Annotated in this window: 17 protein-coding genes; 10 read left to right on the forward strand and 7 right to left on the reverse strand. The window is 71.5% G+C overall.

The genetic code is table 11. The annotated features are described in order from the left end of the window. The first annotated feature begins 53 nt into the window (after positions 1–53). Complete coding sequence (locus tag ACFYZB_RS34970) at positions 54–527, forward strand: hypothetical protein (RefSeq protein WP_388765329.1); 474 nt, start codon at positions 54–56, stop codon at positions 525–527. Positions 528–759: 232 nt separating this feature from the next. Here the strand turns inward: ACFYZB_RS34970 and ACFYZB_RS34975 are convergent, their stop codons facing one another. Together ACFYZB_RS34975 and ACFYZB_RS34980 are read right to left on the reverse strand one after the other, a co-directional pair. Continuing rightward, positions 760–1,422, reverse strand: coding sequence for a CoA transferase subunit B (locus ACFYZB_RS34975; protein ID WP_388765331.1), 663 nt, complete (start codon positions 1,420–1,422; stop codon positions 760–762). A gap of 2 nt (positions 1,423–1,424) precedes the next feature. After that, positions 1,425–2,225: a CoA transferase subunit A gene (locus ACFYZB_RS34980; RefSeq protein WP_388765332.1), complete on the reverse strand. Its 801-nt coding sequence runs from the start codon at positions 2,223–2,225 to the stop codon at positions 1,425–1,427. 295 nt (positions 2,226–2,520) lie between these two features. Here ACFYZB_RS34980 and ACFYZB_RS34985 point away from each other — a divergent pair, with 295 nt between their 5' ends. Genes ACFYZB_RS34985 through ACFYZB_RS35005 form a run of 5 tightly spaced genes read left to right on the forward strand, consistent with a single transcriptional unit; the run spans position 2,521 to position 7,387 of the window. Then, a complete protein-coding gene (locus ACFYZB_RS34985) occupies positions 2,521–3,756 on the forward strand; it encodes a substrate-binding domain-containing protein (protein WP_388765333.1) in 1,236 nt (411 codons plus the stop codon). A gap of 4 nt (positions 3,757–3,760) precedes the next feature. Further along, positions 3,761–4,573 carry an ABC transporter ATP-binding protein gene (locus ACFYZB_RS34990; RefSeq protein ID WP_388765335.1) on the forward strand — a complete coding sequence of 271 codons (813 nt, stop codon included), beginning with the start codon at positions 3,761–3,763 and terminating at the stop codon, positions 4,571–4,573. Then, complete coding sequence (locus ACFYZB_RS34995) at positions 4,573–5,373, forward strand: ABC transporter ATP-binding protein (protein WP_388765338.1); 801 nt, start codon at positions 4,573–4,575, stop codon at positions 5,371–5,373. The genes ACFYZB_RS34990 and ACFYZB_RS34995 overlap by 1 nt, the downstream gene beginning before the upstream one ends. Then, positions 5,373–6,260 carry a branched-chain amino acid ABC transporter permease gene (locus ACFYZB_RS35000; RefSeq protein WP_388765340.1) on the forward strand — a complete coding sequence of 296 codons (888 nt, stop codon included), beginning with the start codon at positions 5,373–5,375 and terminating at the stop codon, positions 6,258–6,260. Before ACFYZB_RS34995 ends, ACFYZB_RS35000 begins: the two co-directional genes overlap by 1 nt. Next, a complete protein-coding gene (locus tag ACFYZB_RS35005; RefSeq protein WP_388765343.1) occupies positions 6,257–7,387 on the forward strand; it encodes a branched-chain amino acid ABC transporter permease in 1,131 nt (376 codons plus the stop codon). Before ACFYZB_RS35000 ends, ACFYZB_RS35005 begins: the two co-directional genes overlap by 4 nt. Here ACFYZB_RS35005 and ACFYZB_RS35010 read toward each other — a convergent pair. The 4 genes from ACFYZB_RS35010 to ACFYZB_RS35025 form a co-directional block, all read right to left on the reverse strand. Continuing rightward, complete coding sequence (locus ACFYZB_RS35010; protein WP_388765346.1) at positions 7,287–7,781, reverse strand: alpha/beta fold hydrolase; 495 nt, start codon at positions 7,779–7,781, stop codon at positions 7,287–7,289. The genes ACFYZB_RS35005 and ACFYZB_RS35010 overlap by 101 nt on opposite strands. 435 nt (positions 7,782–8,216) lie before the next feature. After that, complete coding sequence (locus ACFYZB_RS35015) at positions 8,217–10,169, reverse strand: helix-turn-helix domain-containing protein (protein ID WP_388765348.1); 1,953 nt, start codon at positions 10,167–10,169, stop codon at positions 8,217–8,219. Between the two features lie 149 nt (positions 10,170–10,318). Next, complete coding sequence (locus tag ACFYZB_RS35020; RefSeq protein WP_388765350.1) at positions 10,319–11,716, reverse strand: MFS transporter; 1,398 nt, start codon at positions 11,714–11,716, stop codon at positions 10,319–10,321. Between the two features lie 138 nt (positions 11,717–11,854). Then, positions 11,855–12,682, reverse strand: coding sequence for a 3-hydroxybutyrate dehydrogenase (locus ACFYZB_RS35025; RefSeq protein ID WP_388765352.1), 828 nt, complete (start codon positions 12,680–12,682; stop codon positions 11,855–11,857). 432 nt (positions 12,683–13,114) lie between these two features. Here ACFYZB_RS35025 and ACFYZB_RS35030 point away from each other — a divergent pair, with 432 nt between their 5' ends. The 3 genes from ACFYZB_RS35030 (at position 13,115) to ACFYZB_RS35040 (ending at position 19,569) form a co-directional block, all read left to right on the forward strand. Beyond that, positions 13,115–14,581, forward strand: coding sequence for a PHB depolymerase family esterase (locus ACFYZB_RS35030; protein ID WP_388765355.1), 1,467 nt, complete (start codon positions 13,115–13,117; stop codon positions 14,579–14,581). Between the two features lie 1,399 nt (positions 14,582–15,980). Then, a complete protein-coding gene (locus ACFYZB_RS35035) occupies positions 15,981–17,978 on the forward strand; it encodes an ATP-binding protein (RefSeq protein ID WP_388765358.1) in 1,998 nt (665 codons plus the stop codon). Between the two features lie 7 nt (positions 17,979–17,985). Next, the gene (locus ACFYZB_RS35040) at positions 17,986–19,569 is read left to right on the forward strand and encodes an ABC transporter substrate-binding protein (RefSeq protein WP_388765360.1); all 1,584 of its coding nucleotides are present in this window, start codon (positions 17,986–17,988) and stop codon (positions 19,567–19,569) included. 104 nt (positions 19,570–19,673) lie between these two features. Here ACFYZB_RS35040 and ACFYZB_RS35045 read toward each other — a convergent pair whose 3' ends face one another. Continuing rightward, positions 19,674–21,167: a protein kinase gene (locus ACFYZB_RS35045; protein WP_388765362.1), complete on the reverse strand. Its 1,494-nt coding sequence runs from the start codon at positions 21,165–21,167 to the stop codon at positions 19,674–19,676. A gap of 602 nt (positions 21,168–21,769) precedes the next feature. Here ACFYZB_RS35045 and ACFYZB_RS35050 point away from each other — a divergent pair. Further along, the gene (locus tag ACFYZB_RS35050) at positions 21,770–22,237 is read left to right on the forward strand and encodes a hypothetical protein (RefSeq protein WP_388765364.1); all 468 of its coding nucleotides are present in this window, start codon (positions 21,770–21,772) and stop codon (positions 22,235–22,237) included. The last annotated feature ends 93 nt before the right edge of the window (positions 22,238–22,330 follow it).

The following is a 22,330-nucleotide window of genomic DNA, read 5'->3' on the forward strand; positions in this document are numbered from 1 at the left end:
GCACCTGTTACGTTTACGGGCTGTAAAGACGCAAAGAGAGAACGGATGTTGTTGTGCGCAAGGCGCGATGGACAGCGGCCACGACGCTTGCCGTGGTCGTGATGGCCACCGGGTGCGGTAGCAAGGGAACGGGTGGGAAGACGGCAGACGGCACGGCACGTGCCACCACGGGCGTGGCAACCAAGCCGGCCGGGGCGGCTCCGTCTCGAGGCACGCTCCTCGAACGAGCGGCCGGCACCTGGAAGTACATCGCTACGCCCGACGATTCAACGCTGGACACGCTGGTGATCAAGGACGGCAAAGCCACAGCCAAGGGCGCGAAGCTCTCGTGCACGGGCGCCTTCGTGCCGACGAAGAAGGGCGGCCAGGAATCCGCGACCATCACCTACACGTGCCAGGGCGGCAAGGACGGCGGGCGCGGCCTGGGGCACCTGAAGGTGGACCCGGACGGCTCCTCGCTCGTGATCGACTTTGACGGGCCTCGCGGCGGCTGGGGCGGCCCGGTCGACAGCTACCGTCGAGCCTGAATGCCTGCTTCTGAGCTGGGAATGACATGACGGTCCGAGGGGGTCCGGTATCAGCACTCGGCTCAGAGTTTCAGCGGCGTGTGTCGCCGGGACGGCTGCGGCGGGGAGGCAGCACGAGCTCTCCGCGGGCCGGCCGGTGGTCGCGCTGACCGTGCAGGAGCAGACGCCCGTCTCCCGAGCCGCCGAGCCGGGGACGGGCGCGCGACTGCATCGGCTCTCCGGGATCATCGTGTCAGGGCGCGAGAGCCGGCGCCTCCACGGCCTCGTCGACAAGAAGTCTGGCGCCGGTGGCGGCCAGGACCTCCTGCACGGTGATGCCCGCAGCGGTCTCCACCAATCGCAGCCCCTCGTCGGTGACGTCGATGACCGCCAGGTCGGTGATGACGCGGTCGACGACACGGCGCCCGGTCGCGGGAAGACTCAACTCCTCGACGATCTTCGGGCTGCCGTCCTTGGCGACGTGCTCCATCACGACCAGCAGCCGACGGGCGCCGTGGACCAGGTCCATCGCACCGCCCATACCCTTGACCATCTTGCCGGGGATCATCCAGTTGGCCAGGTCACCCTGGGAGGACACCTGCATGGCGCCGAGCACGGAGACGTCGATCCGGCCGGCCCGGATCATGCCGAAGGACAGGGCCGAGTCGAAGTACGACGTTCCAGGGATGGTGGTCACCGTCTCCTTTCCCGCGTTGATCAGGTCGGGGTGCTCCTCGCCGTCGTACGGGTAGGGGCCCACGCCCAGAATGCCGTTCTCCGAGTGCAGCACCACGTGCACGCCGTATGGCAGGTGATTGGGTATCAGGGTCGGCAGGCCGATGCCCAGGTTGACGTACTGGCCGTCGCGCAGCTCCCTGGCGGCGCGGGCGGCGAGCTGGTCGCGGTCGAGGGGCATGGTCACTTCTCCTCGGAGTCGTCGCGCGACGCGGCTGCTTCGGTGCCGGTGGGCGCGGGGCGGACAGTGCGGCGCTCGATGCGCTTGGCCAGCGAGCTGTCGGCGGGGACCACCCGGTCCACGTACACACCCGGCAGATGGACGGCGTCCGGCGGCAGTTCGCCGGCCTCGACGATCTGCTCGACCTCCACCACGGTCACGCGCCCGGCCATCGCGCACAGCGGATTGAAGTTGCGCGCCGCCGCGTGGAAGACGCAGTTGCCATGCCGGTCGGCGACCTCGGCCCGCACCAGGGCGAAGTCGGCGGTGATGGCTTCCTCCAGCAGGTAGCGGCGGCCGCCGAACTCCCGTGTCTCCTTGGGCGGGGAGGCCAACGCCACGCCGCCGTCGGCGGTGTGGCGCCAGGGCAGGCCGCCCTCCTCGACCGGGGTGCCCACCCCTGCCGGGGTGTAGAAGGCGGGGATGCCGGTGCCGCCGGCCCGCAGCCGCTCGGCGAGCGTGCCCTGCGGTGTCAGTTCCACCTCCAGTTCGCCGACCAGGTACTGGCGGGCGAACTCCTTGTTCTCGCCCACGTAGGAGGAGGTCATCCGCGCGATCCGGCCGGCCCGCAGCAGCAGACCCAGCCCCCAGTCGTCCACACCGCAGTTGTTGGACACGACCCGCAGTCCGGACGCGCTCGTCCCGGCCAGCGCGGCCATCAGCGTCGAGGGGATGCCGCACAGGCCGAACCCGCCGACCGCGAGTGTCGCACCGTCAGGGATGTCCGCCACTGCCTGCGCGGCCGCGGCCATCACTTTGTCCATGCCGTTTCCTTCTCCCGGGGTCCGTTCCGTCGGCCGGTCCGGCCTGACCACAACGCGACCAGGACCAGCTGTTTGTCACCCTTGCCCGTACCGGCAAGCGCAGACCATGTGTGCCCCTGCCATGACTCGGCCTCAAAGAACAGTGATTGACAACATGCCGCCCCGTCGTACGGCGCTCCTAGGGTTCCGGCCACCACGCACCGCGCTCCCGTCGTCGCCCACCCGGTCACCGTCATGGACGAGGCCGGTGGCATCCGGCGGTGGGCGCATGACACACCGTCAGGAGCCGACCGTCATGCGTTCCAGCCTCACGGACACCTTCAGAAGCAGATCCGTACGCGCACTCACCCTGATCGCGGTCGGCGCCCTGGTCGCGGGCTGCTCCTCGGCCGGCACCGCGGGCACCGCCTCCGCCCGCTCGGGCGGCAAGGACGCCCCGGTGAAGGTCGGGCTGGTCTACTCCCGCAGCGGACTCCTCGCCGCCTACGGCAAGCAGTACGAGGAAGGATTCAAGGCAGGCCTCGCCTACGCGACACACGGGACGGACAAGGCCGGCGGCCACCCGATCCAGGTCACCGAACAGGACGACGCGGGCGACCCGGCGAAGGCAGTCGCCGCGGCCAAGACCCTCGTCGGCGAGGGCTACAAGATCCTCGCCGGCACCACCGACTCCGGCGTGGCACTGCAGATGGCGCCGCTGGCCGCGCAGAACAAGGTGCTGTACGTCAGCGGTCCGGCCGCCACCGACGCCGTCACCGGTGTCAACGCCTACACCTTCCGCTCGGGCCGGCAGTCCTACCAGGACATCCTCACCGCCGGCACCCTGCTCGGCGACGCCAAGGGCAAGAAGGTCACCGTCCTGGCCCAGAACTCCGCGTTCGGACAGGCCAACGTGGCCGCGGTGAAGGCCGTCCTCGGCAAGCAGGGCGCGCACGTCGGCTCCGTACTCGCCCCGCCGAGCGCCACCGATCTCACCCCCTTCGCCCGCCAGACCAGGGCCGGCGAGCCGGACCTGGTGTTCGTCGCCTGGGCGGGAACCACCGCTCCCGCCCTGTGGACCGCGCTCGACCAGCAGGGCGTGCTGGACGCGAGCAAGGTCGTCACCGGACTCGCGGGCACCGCCTCGTACCCGGTCTTCGGTACGGCGGGCTCCAAGGTCGCCTTCCTCGCGCACTACTTCCCGGGCGCCGGGGGCGGGAACCCCGTGGAGAAGGCCATGCTCGACGGCGTCGCCAAGGCCGGCGGCACCCCCGACCTGTTCAGCCCCGACGGCTTCACCGCCGCCCAGATGATCGTGCACGCGGTCGAGTCCGGCAGCGCGACAGACACCGCCGCCATGGCCAAGGCGCTTCAGGGCTGGACCTTCGACGGGCCCAAGGGCAAGGAGCAGATCCGCGCGACGGACCACGCGCTGCTGCAGCCGATGTTCACGGCCCGGCTCCAGGGCAGTGGCAAGGCCGCCCGCCCCGAGCTGATCGACAGCATCCCGATGACACAGGTCGCACCGCCGGCCACGAAGACGGCGGGCTGAGCGGATGTCCTCCTCGAAGACGACGTCGCCGAGCGCCGCGGGGGCTCCGGGCGCCGGGGAGGCCCGCACCTCCGCGGCGCCGGTGCTCCGGCTGCGCGACATCGGCTGGACGGTGGGCGGCGCGACCATCGTCGACTCCGTGTCCTTCGACGTCCGCGAAGGCGAGTTCCTGGCTTTCATCGGCCCCAACGGCGCGGGCAAGACCTCCCTGTTCAACCTCGTCAGCGGGCTCAGCCCGGTCTCGCGGGGCACCATCGAACTCGACGGCCGCGACATCACCGCCGAGGCCGCCTACGCCCGGGCCCGGCGCGGCCTCGGGCGGACCTTCCAGACCTCCAGCCTGTGGCCGGGCATGACGGTGGCCGACCACGTGGCGCTGGCGGTGCAGGCCGCCGACGGAGGGTCGTACCGGGTCTGGCGCCGCGCGGACACCTATCCGGAGCAGGTCGACCGGGTGCTGGCGCGCACGCAGCTCGTGCACCGCGCCTGTACCTGCGCCGACGCCCTCTCGCACGGCGAGAAGCGCAAGCTCGAACTCGCGGTGCTGCTCGTCGGCGAGCCCCGGCTGATGCTGCTGGACGAGCCGATGGCGGGCGTCAGCGCCGAGGAGGTGCCCGCGCTGACCGAGCTCATCCGGTCGCTGCACAAGGAGGAGGGGCGCACCGTGCTGATGGTCGAGCACCACATGGACGTACTGCTGGGCCTGGCCGACCGGCTGGCCGTGATGCACCACGGCACGCTGCTGGCGCTGGACACCCCGGACGCCGTGATGGCCGACCCCACCGTGCAACAGGCCTACCTCGGGGAGGAGCTGTGATGCCCGCTCCTTCGCCCCTGCTGACCGTGCGTGATCTGCGGGTCGTGATCGGGGGCCGGCACATCCTTCACGGCGTCGACCTGGACGTGGCCGCCTCCGGCACCACTGCTCTGCTGGGCCGCAACGGCGCCGGCAAGACGACCACCGTACGCGGCATCCTCGGGCTGGTCCCGCGCACCGGCAGCGTGCTCCTGGCAAGCGAGGAGACCGTCCGTCTGGCCACCCACGCCCTCGTGCACAGGGGCATCGGCTACGCCCCCGAGGACCGCGGCGTGTTCGCCACCCTCTCCGTGGCCGAGAACCTGCGCCTCGCCGAGCGGCCCGGCGCCGGTGCACCGGCCTACGACCTGGTGTACGAGCTGTTCCCGGAGCTGCGTCGACGCGCCCGGCAGGCCGCGGGCACCCTGTCCGGTGGCCAGCAGCAGATGGTCGCCATCGCCCGCACCCTGCTCAACGGCAACCGGCTGATCATCGCCGACGAGCCCACCAAGGGCCTGGCGCCCAAGGTGGTCACCGAGGTCGCCCAGGTGCTGGATCGGGCCGCCGAGGCGGTGCCGGTCCTGCTCGTGGAGCAGAACCTCGCCGTGGTGCGCCGTCTCGCCCGTCACTGCGTCGTCCTCGCCGACGGCCGCACCGCGCACCGGGGCCCGGCCGCCGACCTGCTCGCCGACGCCGAGGCGGCCCGCCGGCTGCTCGGCGTCGGCAGCGTCGGCCACGGCGGCACCGCAACGGGGCCCGCAGGCCCGTCCGTTCGTAGCGCGGCACCCCTCGCCGCCGGGACCACGGAGGCAGACGCCTGATGTCCACGGTCGTGCTGCTCACCTGCACCGGGCTCGGTCTGGGCGCCCTGTACTTCCTGATCGCCTCCGGCCTGTCGCTGATCTTCGGGCTGATGGACGTGCTCAACTTCGCCCACGGAGCCCTGCTGTCCGTCGGCGCCTACGGCACCTGGTGGGCCGCCTCGGGCCATCTGCCCGGCGCCGGCCCCGGCGGCGCCGGCTTCGCCCTCGCCGTCGTCTTCGGCACCGCGGTGGGCACCGTCGCCGCCGTACTCCTCGAACTCGCCGTGATCCGCCCGCTCTACAGCCGCCCCCGCGAGCAGATCCTCGCCACGGTGGGCGTGGGCATGGCCGTCCCGGCCCTGCTGTCCGCGATCTGGGGATCCGACGCGCGGACCTTCCCCGGGCCGAAGGCACTGTCCGGCACCTTCGGCCTGCTGGGCGCCGAAGTGCCGCTCAACCGCCTCGTGCTGATCGCCGCGGCCCTGGCCGTGCTGATTGCGCTCAAGATGTTCCTCTGCCGCACCCGGCACGGACTCGTCGTCCGCGCGGGGGTGGAGGACCGGGCCATGGTGACCGCGCTCGGCATCGACGTGCGCAAGGCATTCACGCTGATCTTCGCCATCGGCGGCGCGGCGGCGGCGCTCGGCGGTGCCCTCGGCGGCCTCTACTTCGGCTCCGTGGACCCCGGACAGGGCACCTCGCTGCTCATCTTCGCCTTCGTGGTCGTCGTGACGGGCGGCATGGGCTCGCTCACCGGCGCCGCCCTGGCCTCGGTCGCCGTGGGCCTCGTCCAGCAGTTCGCCAACTACTACACCACCGCCGGGCTCGGCGACCTCGCCGTCGTCGTCCTGCTCGCCGCCCTGCTGCTCGTCCGGCCGCGGGGGCTCACCGGGAGGCTCGCATGACCACCGCCACCCAGCCGCGCGGCCGGGCCCGCACGGCGGACCACCCCGTCGCCACCCGCTCCGAACGGCTGCGCCGCGCCACCCGCTGGTGGCCCGCCCTGCTGCTCGTGGTGCTCGTCACCGTGCCCTACAGCGCGCTGCCGCTACCGGGCCTCCTGGACGGCCCCATCGGCAGCCCCGGCAACCTCCAACTGCTCGCCCTGTGCCTGGTGTTCGGCGCCCTGGCCACCGGCTACGACCTGCTGCTCGGCCGCACCGGGCTGCTGTCCTTCGGGCACGCCCTCTACTTCGCCGCCGGCACCTACGTCACCAACACCGTCATGCTGGAGGCGGGCCTGCCGTTCGCCCTGTCCGCGCTGCTCGGCCTGCTCGCGGGCGTGGCGCTGTCCGCCCTGCTGGGCGCGGTCGGCCTGCGGGTCGGCGGCATCGGGTTCTCCATGGTGACCCTGGCCTTCGCGCAGGCGGGGTCGATCCTCGTGCAGCGCGACCCCGGAGGTGTCACCGGCGGTGAGGAGGGCAGGGCCGCGCCCGCCGACCGGCTGCCCGCCTCACTGGTCGGCATCGAGCACACCGCCAACCTGTACTGGATCGCCCTGGCCTATCTCGTCCTCGTACTGGCCGTCGTGCAGTGGACGGTCCGCTCGCCCATCGGCCGGGTCTGGGAAGGCATCAAGGAGAACGAACGCCGCGTGGAGGTGCTGGGCCTGCGCCCGTACGGCTTCAAACTGGCCGCGTTCGTCCTGGCCGGCACCCTGGCCGCGCTCAGCGGCATCGTGTACCTGCTGCTGACCGGAGGTGCCACCCCGCAGACGACCACCTCCGACTTCACCCTGTCGCTGCTGGTGATGGTGGTGCTGGGCGGTTCGGGGACCCGGTGGGGTCCGCTGGTCGGCGGCATCGTCTACACCTGGGCCGACCACCGGCTCGGCGACCTGGCCGGCTCGGGCGCGGTCGCCGGCCTGCCTTCAGTGCTGCGGGTGCCGCTCTCGCAGCCGCTGTTCCTGCTCGGCGCCCTGTTCGTCGCGGTCATATACCTGCTGCCCGGCGGCGTGGCGCGGCTGCCGGCCCGGCTGCGTGCCGCCCGCACGTCCCGCGCTGCCGGCCCCGAGAAGGTCCTCCAGCCATGAGCCGCACTCCGCGAGACGACACGACGTCGGCCCGCCAGGACGCGCCGGTCCCCCGCTTACGACGAGGTCCATGTGCCGGTGCGGGGGCGGCGAGCCGGCCGTGCCGCGCCGACCGGCCGACGGCCCGGGAGCGCCGGAGGTTGACGGCCCCCATCGAGTGGCCGGTCAGGCCCACCCGCTCCACTCCCAGGGTGTCCACGACGGCGGCCATGTCGTCGGCGCGGACCGGGATGCCGTAGGGGCCGGGCACGCGCCCGCTACGGCCCTGGCCGCGCAGGTCGGGGGCCGCCAGGGTGACCCGGCCGGGCAGGTGGTGGGCGACGCGCGCCCAGCTCAGGCCGTTGGCGGTGATGCCGTGCAGCGCCAGCGCCTGGACCCGGTCTGGCAGCGGCATCCGGCCTTCGCGGACTCGTGGTCGCCGTGGGTGGATGCCAGGCGCTCCTCCTGCAGTCTCGAGGCGGTGCGCACCGACGGCGCAGAGCAACTCGGCACGGAGGTGGCGGGCGCGTGCACCAGCTGCCCCCGTCCGGCCGTACCGCTGTGGGCGGAAAGCGGTCTGATGGACGAGCCGCAGGGCCTGTACGGCGAGCAGCGGCTGGCCGCCGCCGGCCTCGCCCCCCGACCTGGTCCGCACCCGACTCGTACCCGACACCAACCACTGGACGATCCCTGCGGACCGGACGCGTCGTGCGAGAGGGACCGGCGACGCCTCACGGAGCGATACCGGCGAGCGCCGGCAGGGGCCGGTTCGGGGAACGACGCCCCTCCCGAGCGGCCGCTCACGCTGGCCGACATGGGCGGAGCGGGGCGTGCGTGTCCGGCCGGGGGGTCATGCGCTCGACAGCAGATGCAGGCGCAGGGCGAGTTGGAGTTCCAGGGCCTGTTCGGGGGTGTTCCAGTCGGGGCCGAGCAGCGCCTGGATGCGGTCCAGCCGCTGTACCACGGTGTTCACGTGGACGTGCAGTTCCTCCTTGGCCCGGGTGAGGCTTCCGCCGCAGCCGAAGTAGGCGCTCAGGGTGCGGACGAGTTGGGTGCCGCGCTGGGCGTCGTACTCCAGCAGCGGGCCCAGTGCGGCGGTGACGAAGCCGTCCACATCGTGGTGGTCGCCCAACAGCACGCCCAGGAAGCCGAGTTCGGCGACGCTCGCCCCGTGGCCGTCGCGGCCGAGCACCTGCAGGGCCCGCAGACAGCGCAGGCCCTCGGTGTGTGCGTCGGCGATGGCCTGCGGCCCGGCGGCCGGTCCGGCGCCGGCCACCGTGACCGGCACGCCGGTCAGTTGGCCGAGTTGCCCGGCGGCGACGCCGGCCGCCTGGCCGGGCGTGGTTCCGTCGCACGGGAGCAGCAGAACGACGGAGCTGTCGTGTTCCGCGCTGACGCCGCCGCAGCCGAACAGATACTGCACGGCGGCGTCGGCGAGCCGCTGCCGGGCCGCCTCGCCGGTCCGGGCGACGAGCAGGATGTGGCGCCGGTCGAGGTCGATGCCGAGGCGGCGGCCGCGGGCCACCAGGCCGGCCGGGTCGCGGTCGGGTGTGGTGAGCAGATCGGTGACCAGGTCGCCGCGGACCCGGTTCTCGGTCTCCGCGACCGAACGCCTCAGCAGGAGCAGCAGGGAGGTGACGACGCTGCTCCGCTCGAACAGGCGCCGGTCGGGGCCGTCCAGATCGGGCCGCCCGTACAGGACCAGACAGCCCAGCAGTTCCTGCCCGGCCAGCACCGCGCAGACCCAGCGGCCGTCGCGGAACACCGCGTGGGCGGCGGCGCGTGACCTCTTCGCTGCCTCGACCAGCGCCGCCGCCTCTTCGGCATTGCCGGTGTCCTCCGTGGTCCTGGCGAACGCGCCGCCGTGCTCGCCGACCGCGGTGAGCGGCCGTCCGGAGCTGTCGTGGACCGCCACGTCCCCCTTCAGCAGAGCGGCCACGGCGGTGGCCACGTCGGGGACGTCACCGCCGCGCAGCACCAGGTCGGTGAGCCGGTCATGGGACTCCTCGGCACGCTGCATGGCGGCGGAGTGCTCCCGGATCACGGCGTTGGCCTCGGCCAGCTCGGCCAGTGCGAGCTGTGCGTCGGCCATGGCCTTGGCGGTGTCGATGGCGATGGCGGCGTGGTCGGCCAGCGAACACAGCAGGGCGACCTCGTCCGGGGCGAAGGTGCGGGGTGCGCGGTCCGCGGCGAAGAGCACCCCGATGACCTGGCCGCCGCTTCCCGACCCCAGCAGCAGGGGAACGCCGAGAATCGCGACCAGGCCCTCGTCGAGAACTCCGGCGTCGATGCTCCCGGTGTGCAGGAAGCGGTCGTCGGTGCGGTAGTCCGGGGAGGCATAGGGGCGAGCGGTCTGTGCGACCAGCCCGCCCAGGCCCTCGCCCAGTTGCAGGCGCAGGTTCTGGAACAGCTCCGACACCGAGCCGTCGGTGACCCGCATGTAGGTGTCCCCGGCCTCCTCGTCGGGCAGCGTGAGGTAGGCCGTGTCGGTGCCCAGGAGCATTCGGGCCCGCCGGACGATGGAGCGGAGCACGGCGTCGAGGTCGCGCAGGGCCGCCAGGTCGCCCGCGGTGTCGAAGAGCGCGGTCAGCTCCGCCTCCCGGCGCCGGTGCTGCCTGAGCGTGCTCTGTACGCGCAGCGCCGCTTCGGTGGCTTGTTCTAGTTCCGCGAGATCCCGGGCGGCGGCACCGCTGCGACGGGCTTCGACGGCGACTGCGCCGAGGTCCTCGGCGGGGGCGCCCGCGGCGAGGAGTTCGAGCAGCCGTCGCAGATGGGGGGTGGCGGAGGCGGGCTTGTGCGACATGGGCGGGCAACCGTTGCGGAGTCGGTGGGCGGTGGAATCGGTGCACGGCTGAGGGGGGCTGGGTCCTCCCCGATGAGGTGGGCCCAGACCTCCTGAGCCGGTGAGGGGCGCGGGATCCGGCCCTCCGGCCGGTCGGTGGCGCGGGGCCGTCAGGCGGACGCGGGCGTCTGCTGGTCCGGGGCCGGCCGTGGCGCGGAGTCGTCCGGCTCGATCGCGGCGAGGTCCCGGCCGCGCGTCTCGCGGGCGGCGACGACGGCAATCACGGTGACCAGGGCGGCCAGGCTGACGTACACCGAGATCGGGGCGGAGTTGCCGTAGGAACCGAGCAGAGCGGTGGCGATCAGCGGGGCCGGGGCGCCGGCCGCCACCGAGGAGAGCTGGGCGCCGATGGAGGCGCCGGTGTAGCGCATCCGGGTGGCGAAGAGCTCGGAGAAGAACGCCGCCTGTGGCGCGTACATGGCGCTGTGGAAGATCAGCCCGATGGTGACGGCCAGCACGAGCGCGGGGAACGACGTGGTGTCCAGCAGCGCGAAGAACGCCCAGGACCACAGGCCGACACCGACCGCCCCCACCAGATACACCGGCTTGCGGCCGACTCGGTCGGAGAGCGCGCCGAACAGCGGGATCAGGCAGAACTGCACGGCCGAGCCGATCAGCACCGCGTTCAGTGACGTCTGCTTGTCGATCTTGAGGTGGTCGACGCAGTAGGTGAGGACGAAGGCGGTGATCACGTAGTACGAGATGTTCTCGGCCATCCGCGCGCCCATCGCGACCAGGATGTCCCGCCAGTGGTGGCGGAGGACCGCGACGAACGGCGGCTGCTCGGCCCGCTGCTCCGCCTTGCGCCGCTCGGCCTTGGCCAGCGCCTCCTTGAACAGCGGGGACTCGTCGACGGACAGCCGGATCCACAGACCGATCATGACCAGCACGGCCGAGAGCAGGAAGGGCACGCGCCAGCCCCAGGAGTTGAACGCGTGGTCGCTGAGCACGGTGGTCATCAGCGAGAGCACTCCGACGGCGACCAGGTTGCCGGCCGGTGCGCCGCCCTGCGGCCAGGACGCCCAGAATCCGCGCCTGTTCGCATCCCCGTGTTCGGACACCAGCAGTACGGCGCCGCCCCACTCGCCGCCGAGGGCGAAGCCCTGGATCAGGCGCAGGGTGGTCAGCAGCAGGGGTGCCGCGACGCCGATCGTGTCGTAGCCGGGCACGCAGCCGATCAGGGCGGTGGACAGGCCCATCATCAGCAGGCTGATCACCAGGAGCTTCTTGCGGCCGAGGCGGTCGCCGAAGTGACCGAAGACCACGGCGCCGATCGGGCGGGCGGCGAAGCCGATGGCATAGGTGAGGAAGGACAGCAGGGTGCCGGTCAGCGGGTCCGACTCGGGGAAGAACACGCGGCCGAAGACCAGGGCGGCGGCCGAACCGTAGAGGAAGTAGTCGTACCACTCGATGGTGGTGCCGATGAGGCTGGCCGCGACGATCTTGCGCAGGCCGCCCGGTCCTGTCGAGGTGCCTGTGTCGTTCACGGCGTTGTGAGCGCTGGGCATGGTTGTCACCGTTTCGCAGTGGGAGTGGAGCGGAAGCCACCGGACCGGCCGACGCTGGGGGACGAACGGGGGGGGCCGGGGAGTTCGTTGGTGCGGAGGACTGGCGGGGCATTCGGCCGAGGGGCGGGTGCCGGCCCGTCAGTGGGCCGTCCAGCCGCCGTCCAGGGGGATGGAGCTGCCGGTGATGTAACTGCTGCGACCGGTGCACAGCCACAGGGCCGCCTCGGCGACCTCGGCCGGCTCGATCAGGCGCTTGATCGCGGTGCGTTCCAGGAACACCTGGTCCATCACATCCGCCGCCGGGATGCCGTGGGCGAGCGCCTGGTCGGCGATCTGTTCCTCGACCAGCGGTGTGCGGACGTAGCCGGGGTTGATGCAGTTGCTGGTCACGCCGTGCGCGGCGCCCTCCAGGGCGACCACCTTGCTCAGCCCCTCCAGGGCGTGCTTCGCCGTGACGTACGCCGATTTGTAGGCGCTGGCCCTCAGGCCGTGCACCGAGGAGATGTTGACGACCCTGCCCCACCCTCGCGCGTACATGTGAGGCAGGGTGCGGCGCAGGATCCGGAACGGTGCCTCGACCATCACCCTCTGGATCAGTGTGAAGCGTTCCGGGGGAAACTCGTGCACGGGTGCGACGTGCTGCAGGCCGGCGTTGTTGACCACGATGTCGGCGTCGTCCGGCAACGCGTCCACGGCGTCGGCCTCGGAGAGGTCGGCCACGACGGCGATGCCGCCGATCGCCTCGGCGACCTCCTTGGCGGCCTCGGCGGCCCGGTCGACCACGTAGACCTCGGCGCCGGCCGCGGCGAAGGCCTCGGCGCAGGCCCGGCCTATCCCGCCGGCCGCACCGGTGACCAGGGCTTTGTGCCCGGTGAGGAAGCGGGTCCGGGCCGGATCGGACACGGTGGTGTGACCGGGACCGGGATGCTGGGGCGAGCTCTCGGGGGAGCTCTTGGCGCTGTCCATGGCCGCATACGGTAGGTAGGAACCATGAGGTGAGACACGTGGGTCACCTACACATTTCTGGAACACCAGATGGGTTCCATCACCATGTCCAGGCGGCCGACACCCCCTCCCCCTCGGCCCTGCGTGCCCGAAGAACCCGGTACGCGGGTACGCCGGCTCGCGCGGCCCGCCCCGTGTCACAGCGTCACGGTCGACACCATGGTTGCGCGGGCCATGTCGGCCGCCGCATTCCTGGCTGCCCTCCACATGTCACGGACGAGCCGGACGGTCGTACCGTCCGCTTCCAGCAAGCCGGCACACCGGCGGGCCGGCGCGGCTCCGCGTCGCGCCCGGCCCATGGGACCGGCTCGGGACAGGCCGGCGAGGCAGGACCGCCGGACGCCGTGCCGCGCCCACCCATGCTGTCTCCCCACACACATCGGAGCCGCAGCCATGCCTCACCCCACCTGGCGCAGATTCCTCCGGCGCATCGCACTGGCCGCCGCACTGGGCGCGTTCGCCGCGGGCCTGACCGCCGTCACCCCGCTCGCCCCGACCGCCGAAGCCGCGGGCACCCTCCAGCAGGTCACCAACTTCGGCTCGAACCCCGGCAACCTGGCGATGTACGCATACGCGCCCTCCAACCTCCCCACCGACGCACCGCTGGTCGTCGCGCTGCACGGGTGCACCCAGTCGGCAAGCGACTACCACACCCACTCCGGCTGGCAGAAGTTCGCCGACCAGTGGGGCTTCGCCGTCGTCTACCCACAGACCAGCTCTGCCAACAACAGCCTGTCCTGCTTCAGTTGGTTCGACTCGGCCAAGGACACCCGGGGCAAGGGCGAGGCGGCCTCCATCATGCAGATGGTCGACACCGCTGTGGCGCGGTACGGCTCGGACCGCAGCCGCATCTACGTCACCGGCCTCTCCGCCGGCGGCGGCATGACCGCGGACCTTCTCGCCGACTACCCGGACGTCTTCGCCGGCGGCTCCGTCGACTCCGGCCTCCCCGCGCAGTGCGCCACCACGCAGAGCGCCGCCTCCGGTTGCCAGTACACCAACCAGAACCTCACCCCGACGCAGTGGGGTGACAAGGTCCGCACATCCGATCCCGGGTACTCGGGTCCGTGGCCGCGGGTCGCCCTCTGGCAGGGCACCTCCGACACCACCGTGGCCCCGGTCAACGGCACCGAGCTGCGCGACCAGTGGACCGACGTCTGGGGCATCGGCCAGACGGCCTCCAGCACCCAGAGCCTGACCGGCGGCACCACCGAGAGCATCTACAACGACTCCGCAGGCAAGCCCGCCGTCGCCCTGTTCTCGGTCTCCGGCATGGCGCACGGCCTCGCCGTCAACCCGGGTTCCGGCGCGGACCAGTGCGGCAGCACCGGGACCTACTACCTCAGCTACATCTGCTCCAGCTACTACACCGCGAAGTTCTGGGGCCTGGACGGCAGCGGCGGGCAGGGCGGCACCGGTTCGCTGCCCGCCCCGTCCGGCCTCACGGTGACCGGCACCACCGACACCAGCGCCAAACTGTCCTGGAACTCCGTCAGTGGCGCCGCCTCGTACAACGTCTACCGCGACGGAACGAAGGTCGGTTCCGCGACGGGTACCACGTACACCGACAGCGGCCTTTCCGCAGGAACCTCCTACAGCTACACCGTCGCAGCGGTCGACTCCTCCGGCGCCGTCGGCGCGTCGTCCACGTCGGTCACGGCGACGACGACCGGCTCCGCACCTCAGTGCTACACGGACAACAACTACAACCAGGTGCAGGCCGGACGCGCCCACCAGAGCGGCGGCTACACCTACGCCAACGGCTCCGACCAGAACATGGGCCTGTACAACGTCGCCGTCACCCACACACTCGAGGAGACCTCCCCCGGTTACTTCGTCATCGCCGACTCCGGCTGCTGAATCGGCAGGGACACCTTGCCCGCGCCGGGAGAGCGGCGCGGGCAAGGCCCGACGAGGTCGTGTCCGGGTGGTCCTCGACGCTGCCGCGCACTGCACCGCTCGCGGTGGTGTGCACCATCGTGCCTGGGCTCCGCAGGTGAGTGGCCGGCGCGGCGCCTGCCATGCCGCCGAGCCGCCCTTCGTCCTCGGCGACCTGCACGACACGGCCTTCACACCCCACATCGGCACCGAAAACCCCACAGCCGGCCGGGGTGCGGATGGCGGTCGGCAGCCGCCCTGCACGGGCGAGCGCGGTGATGCCGCGGCTGCGGCCGCGACATCGGCAACGGCCAGGCCGACGCGGGAGCCGGACAGCGCGATGACGTCGAAGCGGTCTCCGGCGATGCCTGCGCGCCCTCGTCCGGGAACACGGCGGTGGGCACATGTCACCCGCCCGCGGTGCGATGTCCGCCCGTATCTCGGCCCAGCCGGCCGCCCCGGCGCTGTCCGCTCCCCAACCGCGGACGGCGTGCTGTTCCCACACCGCAGCCGCCTCGGAAGCCCGCGCGAATGCGCCGGCCTGCACCAACTGCCGTACCACCGAGCGCGGATCGGCTGCGTCGGCGGCACCCGCCGCTGAGCCGACGTCTGTCGTGGACGAAAGGTCTTGTGTGGGTCCGGGGGCCGGCTGCGCGGCGGGGGGACCGTCCTGCGGTGCGTCCGCGGCCGCGACCAGTTCGCGGTGCGTGGCCCGCAGGCGCGCATCGAGTTCCTCCCAGCGCGCACGCCAGACCTCCACGTCCGCGCCCATGGCCGCCACGAGAGCCGGCGTCCCATCGAGGGTGGGCAGCCGACGCCCGGCCGCCGCGTCCGACAGCGCCGACGGCGAGTACCGCGCCCGCCTGCCCGGTTCCCGGTGCGTCGGGTGCCCCGGCCGCGGCCCGCAGATCAGGCGGCCCTCGAGCGAAGTCGTGCAGGGGACCGTCCGGGACCGGCGACTCCCGTCTGCCCACGTTCCTACCTCCACCGCTCGGCGACACCGCCCCCGACCGAGGCGCCCGTTCCCGGGATACCTCGCTCTGCCTGCCCCACCGTCAATCACGACCCCACATCAACCACCGCCTCTCCACACCGAGTTGACGACCCCGCTGGATGCCCGGCCACCGGCCGCCCGCGCTCGGGCCCGTACGTGGTCGCATGGTCGCCGGTTCCATCGCCGACCCCTCCTTGCGCCGCCCGACCGACCGGGCGCTGCAGGAACGCCCCACCCTCCGAAAGTCTCCAAATCCGGTGTTTCCGGGACGGGTCCCACACCTCCCGGTCTAATATCGCGGTTCCGGCGGTGTGCCAGGGAGGCGTACGAGGGGAAGGACCCTTGAGTGACAGGTGCGCCCGCGAGCCGGTAGGGGGACAGGGAGCGGTGACCGATGGCGTAGCACACGGCTGGACCCGTAAGGCCGTGACACGCGGCCGGGAGCAGGTCGTGGGGCTGGTGCGGGATGAGTTGGACAGGGGCGGGGTGCCGCGGAGACCGCTGCCGGTGGTGGTGCTGGCCGGGCCGCTGGGCGGCGGCGGGACGACCGTGCTGGACAAGCTGTGGACGGAATTCTTCGAGAAGAGCCTGAGCGTCCGGCTCGACGTCGCGGACGCACAGAGCGTCGAGGACATCGTCCTGGCGGCCGTCCAAGGGTGGCGCCGCAGGATCAGCGGAATCCCCAGGATCGACTTTCCGCGGACCAGCATGATCTTCAAGGCGCTGAGCTTCGACGACGACGGGAGTGGCCGCGAGGGCTTCGAAGCGTACTTACAGGCAAGGCCGCAGGACGCCGCCGTGCGTACGGCGCTGCGGGACTGGGCGCACCGGGCGGCGCCCATGCTGCCGCCGGACCAGCAGGTGTTCACCGAGACGCTGGCCGAGTTGCTGGGGGCGTTGCAGTCCGCCGTCAGCCGGCGCAGGAACAAGGACGTGCTGCGGTGGCTGGCGGATTACGGCCCGCCCGACGGCAGCAGCGGATACGACCGGCTGTGGGAGCAGCGGCGGCTGCACCAGCAGCACACCGACGGCTCGGCCCGCGCCGTGGGGAAGATGCTGTGCGCTGCGCTGCTGGCCGACACGCGGGCGGCCTTCCAGCGCCACGATCGGCTGCGCAATGCGCTACTGCTGCTGGACAATGCCGACAGCGTCAAGGGTGACCTCTTCCTCGACCTGCTCACCGAGTGCCGCCGCGAGAGCCACAGCGAGCGGGCCGAGCCCGATGCCGTACTGGTCGTGGCGGTGCGGCACAGCCCGGTGCACGCCGCGCGGATGGGCGTGCCGGTCGCGTCCGATGACGCGCGGCAACTGTCCCTCGACCGCGGGGAGAACACTGCGCCGCGTTGGTGGATACCGATCCGGCTCACCGACCTCGCCAAGAGCGACGACGTCGTCCCGATGTGCTCCAGCAGTGTGCTCGGCTCGGACTACCGGGACGCGGACTTCCTGCATGACCTGACCGGCGGGCACCCGGAGGCCGTGGACCGGCTCGCCGACCTGCTCCGGGACGCTCCCGCCGCCTACGGCCCGCGCACCCTGCTGACCGAGCCGCTGCCGCCCCGGCACAACTGGCCTTCCCGCTGGCCGCCCGACGACGGCACCGACACCACCGTCGAGGACTACCTGCTCAAACGTACCCTCCCCCAGGACCTCGCCGTCCTCCCGGACGGCCGGATCGATCCGGAGGCGAACCCGGACCTGGACGCGATGGCGGTCCTCGCCGCAACTCCCGGCCTGCGCCGCGGCGCCTGCACCGCCGTCTTCCACTTCCTGGGCTGGACCGCCAACGCCAACGCCGCCCAGCTCCGCCTCACCTCGGGCCTGTGGCTGGATGAGACGGCCGACGGGGCTGCCGGGCGCCTGCACCCCCTGATCGCGCTGCTGCTGCGGCGCTGGCTGGCCCGTAAGCCCGAGGTGTGGCGCGATACGCACACCGCCTACGCGGCGCACTACTCACGCCCCCAGGACGCGTCCCTGCGCCACCACCACACCCTCGCGCTGGTCGAGCCCTCTCACCGCGAACCGATGACCACCGTCATCGGCCACCTGGAACGGGAACTTGACCGCGCCGCGGCCACCGAGGACTGGCTGACCGTACTGGGCGCGGTGACCGAGGCCCCCAACCGGGTACGGACGACGGGCGACCCACGTTCCTTCGTCACCACGCTCGCCGGCGTGGCCGAGTCCGGCGACCGCCGGCAGTCCGTCACCCGACTGGCCATCTCCCGCTGGCTGTTCCACGACCGCTACTTCGACCCGGCGCGACGGCTGGCCCAGTCGATCGCCAACGAGTACGAGCGGCTGGCGGAGTACGTCCCCGACAACGAGGTGCTGTTCACGGAGGCCGGGAAGTACCGCCGCATCGAGAACGAGTGGAAGGGCTGAGCGGACTGTGCCGAACGTCGCGCACGAGGTGCGGGTGTGGTGGGACAACCAGTTGCCCCGCAGGAAGAGGGCCTACAAGATCCTCGCCGTCTTCTCGGCGGTGGTCGTGGTGGCCGCCGCCGTCATCGTCCCCATCGCCCTGCGCAGCAGCGGCCCCTCGCCGTGCATGCGCGAGGGCGCCACCGATGTCGTCCACCAGGGCGCCAACCACGAATGCGTCGGCTTCACCGACGGCTCCTTCGTCTACGCACCCCAGCTCGCCGCGGTCGAGCAGGCCGTCCGCGCCGAGAACCGCCAGGTGGTCGCGCAGCACCCGGACGACTACGTGAGCGTGTTACTGCTCCTGCCGATCTCCGCGGACAAGGGCAGCATTCTGTCGATGACGAACGCCGTCGAGCAGGTCAGGGGCGCCTACACCGCCCAGCACTACGCCAACCGCAGCAACGTCGAGGGCATCGCCCCTTACATCCAGCTGCTCACCGGCAACGACGGCTACCAGGCCAACCAGTGGCAGACCGCGACGCCCGCCATCGAGCGCGCCACCGACCAGCACATAGCGGCCGTGACCGGCCTGGGCCTGAGCCTGCGCACCACCCAGCAGGCCGTGAGCGACCTGACCGCCCACCACATCCCGGTGTTCGGGGCCACCATCACCTCCGACACCTACGACAACATCAAGAACTTCGTCCGGGTCTCCCCCAGCAACCAGGACAACATGTCCGCCGCACTGTCCTACGTCCGGGGCGACTACACCCGGGCGATCCTGGTCGAGGACGGCAACGCCGGGGACTCCTACGACGCCACACTGGTGAGCGGCTTCAAGAAGTTCGACGCGTTCCCCGGCCACCGGATCGTGGGCGTGGAACCGTACGACACCACCGGCCGCGACAACGCCACCGACAAGGCGGACCGCGCTCAGCAGGAGGCCGAGGTCGAGACCCGGATCAGCCAGATGACCGGCGACATCTGCACCCAGCAGCCGGCCGTGGTGCTCTTCGCCGGGCGCGGGCAGGACCTGGGCGTCCTCCTGCACGCCCTGTCCAACACCTGCATGGACAAGCCGATCCGGATCGTCAGCGGCGACGACGTGACGAACCTGCCGAACACCGCGCAGTTGCGCCAGGACCTGAAGGGCCATGTGACCGTGGACTACGCGGGCGTCGCCCATCCCGACGAGTGGACCGCCGCGCACGACGCCTCCGCCAGGCAGGCCGAGGCGGACGGCGCACGCGGCTACGACACGTTCATCAAGCAGTACGGGCCGCTGTTCCACGCGACATCCACCGCCGACCTCGGCGACGGCAACACGATGATGGCCTACGACGCCACGCTCACCGCCATCACCGCGATCCGCCTGGCCGAGCAGCGCCAGCCCCGCCCGGACGCGGTGGCGAACGAACTGGGTGTGCTCCAGGGCGTCCACAAGGTACTCGGGGCCGGCGGACCCATCCAATTCACCGCGAACTACCAGACCAGCCACACCGGTAGCAATCCCGTCGACAAGGCGATGCCCATCCTCAGGCTGCAGCCGAACGGCAACCCACGGGTCATGACGGTGAAGTGGCCGGCCCGGACAGCGCCCGTGGGCTGACTGGGGCTCCCCCTGATCTGGAACGCGTTTCCGTCACCCGGCAAGGGCCTGGCGGCATCGTGTGGCGGTTGTCGGGGGTGAAGCGGGGCCAGCCGTGGCCCGGGTCAAGGGTTTCGAGTCGACGTGATCCTGAGTGGGCGGCCAGGGGGTGTCACACCCGCGGACGGTCCTTCCGCCGCAGCCCGCCTCTCACGGGTCCGGCGCCGCAGGAGTTCGATGGTCTCCCAGGACAGGGTGGCAAGAGTCACCAGTGACAGGAGCAGGTAGAAGACGAAGAGCTTGCGCAGGTCGTCGAGGAAGTACCAGATCGATGCGGCGGCGGTGAACCAGAAGGCGACCAGTGAGCCGGCGCCGCGCTCCTGGCTGCGTACCGCGCCGACGAGGCAGCAGGCGGCGGTCAGCGCCAGCAGGGTGGCGATGGCGACGTACGAGTGGCCCCAGCCGATGTCGGCGCGTCGCAGTTCGGAGTTGACCGCCACGGCCTCGGCCACCGGAGCCCAGCCCACCGCGCACGACAGGCGTGCCGACCACGGCAGCGCCACCATCCCCAGCGCGGCGGCCACGATGGCGACCCGTCCGAAGTGATCGGTGTCGACCAGGTGACCGCGTGCGCACAGCAGCGACAGCAGGCATCCGAGCAGGGCCAGAGCGGCGTCGCTGGAAGGGCGCAGTGAGATACGGAACTTGTCCCGGGGAGCGGTTCGGCCGCCGGACGGTGTTCCCAGGGGCGGGGGCGGGGTGGCCTGGGCTGTCTGCATGGAGGCCTGTGTCAGGGCGTCGGCGAGGGCTGCGCGCATCTGTCCGGCGTCGGCGAAGCGGTCCGCCGGGTGCTTGCGCAGCGCGCGCAGGATCACCGACTCCACCGCCGGCGGTATCTGCGGCCGGATCCGGGTGACCGGTTCGGGTTCGGCGTACAGGTGCTGGTGCATGACGGCGAACGGCGAATCGCCGCGGAACGGGGTCTGCCCGGTGAGGAGTTCGTGCAGCAGACAGCCCATCGCGTACAGGTCGGCGCGGTGGTCGATCTCCGCGCCGCTGATCTGCTCGGGCGAGAGGTAGGCGGGGGTGCCTATGGCCGCACCGCTGCCCGTGATACGCGTGGCGGCCTCGGTGAACGCCTTGGCGATACCGAAGTCGAGGACCTTCACGGTGTCGGGTCCGGTGAGCATGATGTTCGAGGGCTTGATGTCCCTGTGCACGATGCCGCGTTCGTGGCTGTGGCGCAGTGCGTCCAGCACCGCGCAGGCCGTGTTGACGGCGTCGGCGACGGGAAGCGGGCCGCCGCGCAGGGCCTCGGCGAGGGTGGCGCCTTGCACGTACTCCATGACCAGGTAGGGCCGCGGGCCGTCCGGGTGCGGCTCCTCGCCGACGTCGTGGATGGTGGCCACCGCTGGATGGTTCAGCGCGGCGGCCGCGTGCGCCTCCCGCCGGAAGCGGGCTCGCGACTGCGGATCGTGGGCCAACTCCGAGGAGAGCAGCTTGACCGCGACGGTGCGGCGCAACTGCCGGTCCACCCCTCGGTGGACCGTTCCCATGCCACCCTGCCCGAGCTTCTCGACCAGCTCGTACCGGTCGCTGAGGACCATGTCCCGCCCCACACACGCCTCCCCTTGCATCAGCACCTCATAAGAACCCGGGGCAGCTTGCGGCGCGAGCTCGACGGTGCGATCGCCACCACGGCAGCCCGGCGGGTCGCGGCGAGCATGCGCGGACCGGCGCACTGCCGAGCTCACGGCCCACTCGGTCACGGCCTGGAACCAGGCCATGCCGAGCAAGGATCAGGCAGACGCGCCGTGCAGCAGGATCGCGTTGCTGAAATCAGGGCCCTGACGTGCGCCCAGTGACCTTCGAGGGTCAGCTCCCACGCGGTCTCGGCCAGGCCGCAGAACGTCGAGGCCAGCCAGGTGGCCGGCATGTCGCCCCGCAGCAGCTGCGGCAATGGGTATGCGTAACGGCCGACGGTTCCTGCTGAGGACGACCGAGGCGTCGGGCTGGGACAGGGCCATCGCGTGCTCCTCCGGGACTGCCCGTTCATCAGGGAGACTTATGTGATGGTCTGCTTCTGTTCAGGGAGCCTGTTCGTCGCAGCCTGCACGGCTTCTAGCAGAACTCCTTTATGCGGTCGGGCAAGTTGGGTCCGGGTTGTCGTGGCTGCTCCCCGCGCAGCGGAATTGTCGTACCGGGGCGATAGCTTGCCGCTATGGCAGACATCTACGAACTCTCCATCGCTCTGAACCTGCGCGGGGCTCTCTCGGACGAGGAGCTCGCCGAGCTTCAGTGGCATCTTGGGCTGGGCCCCAAGCCGGAGAGTCTCCGCATCGTGCCCGCGTTCCCGGTCGTGGAGGAGAACGATCACGGCGAACCCGTCATGGTGGACGACCCGGTGCCTCTGTTGAGCCGGCACGCTGAGGCATGGAAGATCGACGGAGCGCTCGTCTCGGTACTGCAACGCGCCGAAGACGGCCACACATGGGTCCTGACGGTTCGGCAGGAGATCCATCCCGACGAATTCGACCGCACGGGTGAACTGCTCAGCTGGCTGGCCACGAAAGCGGATGACCGGCACCGCGCTTCCACCGGAACGGTCCGCCTGGGCTGGACCAGGTTCTACGAGTCGGACCAGTTCGATCCCTTGGTGGTCCGAGACGGCGAGGTCGTGTGGCCTTAGAGGTCATCTCATTTGGTGAGTCTGCGGTAGCAGATGAGGGTGCAGGCGATGCTGGTGAAGGCCAGGAAGTGCTCGGCATTGCGCTCGTAGCGG

Origin of the sequence: Streptomyces sp. NPDC001852, from assembly GCF_042891825.1 — a bacterium.
Taxonomy (GTDB): domain Bacteria; phylum Actinomycetota; class Actinomycetes; order Streptomycetales; family Streptomycetaceae; genus Streptomyces.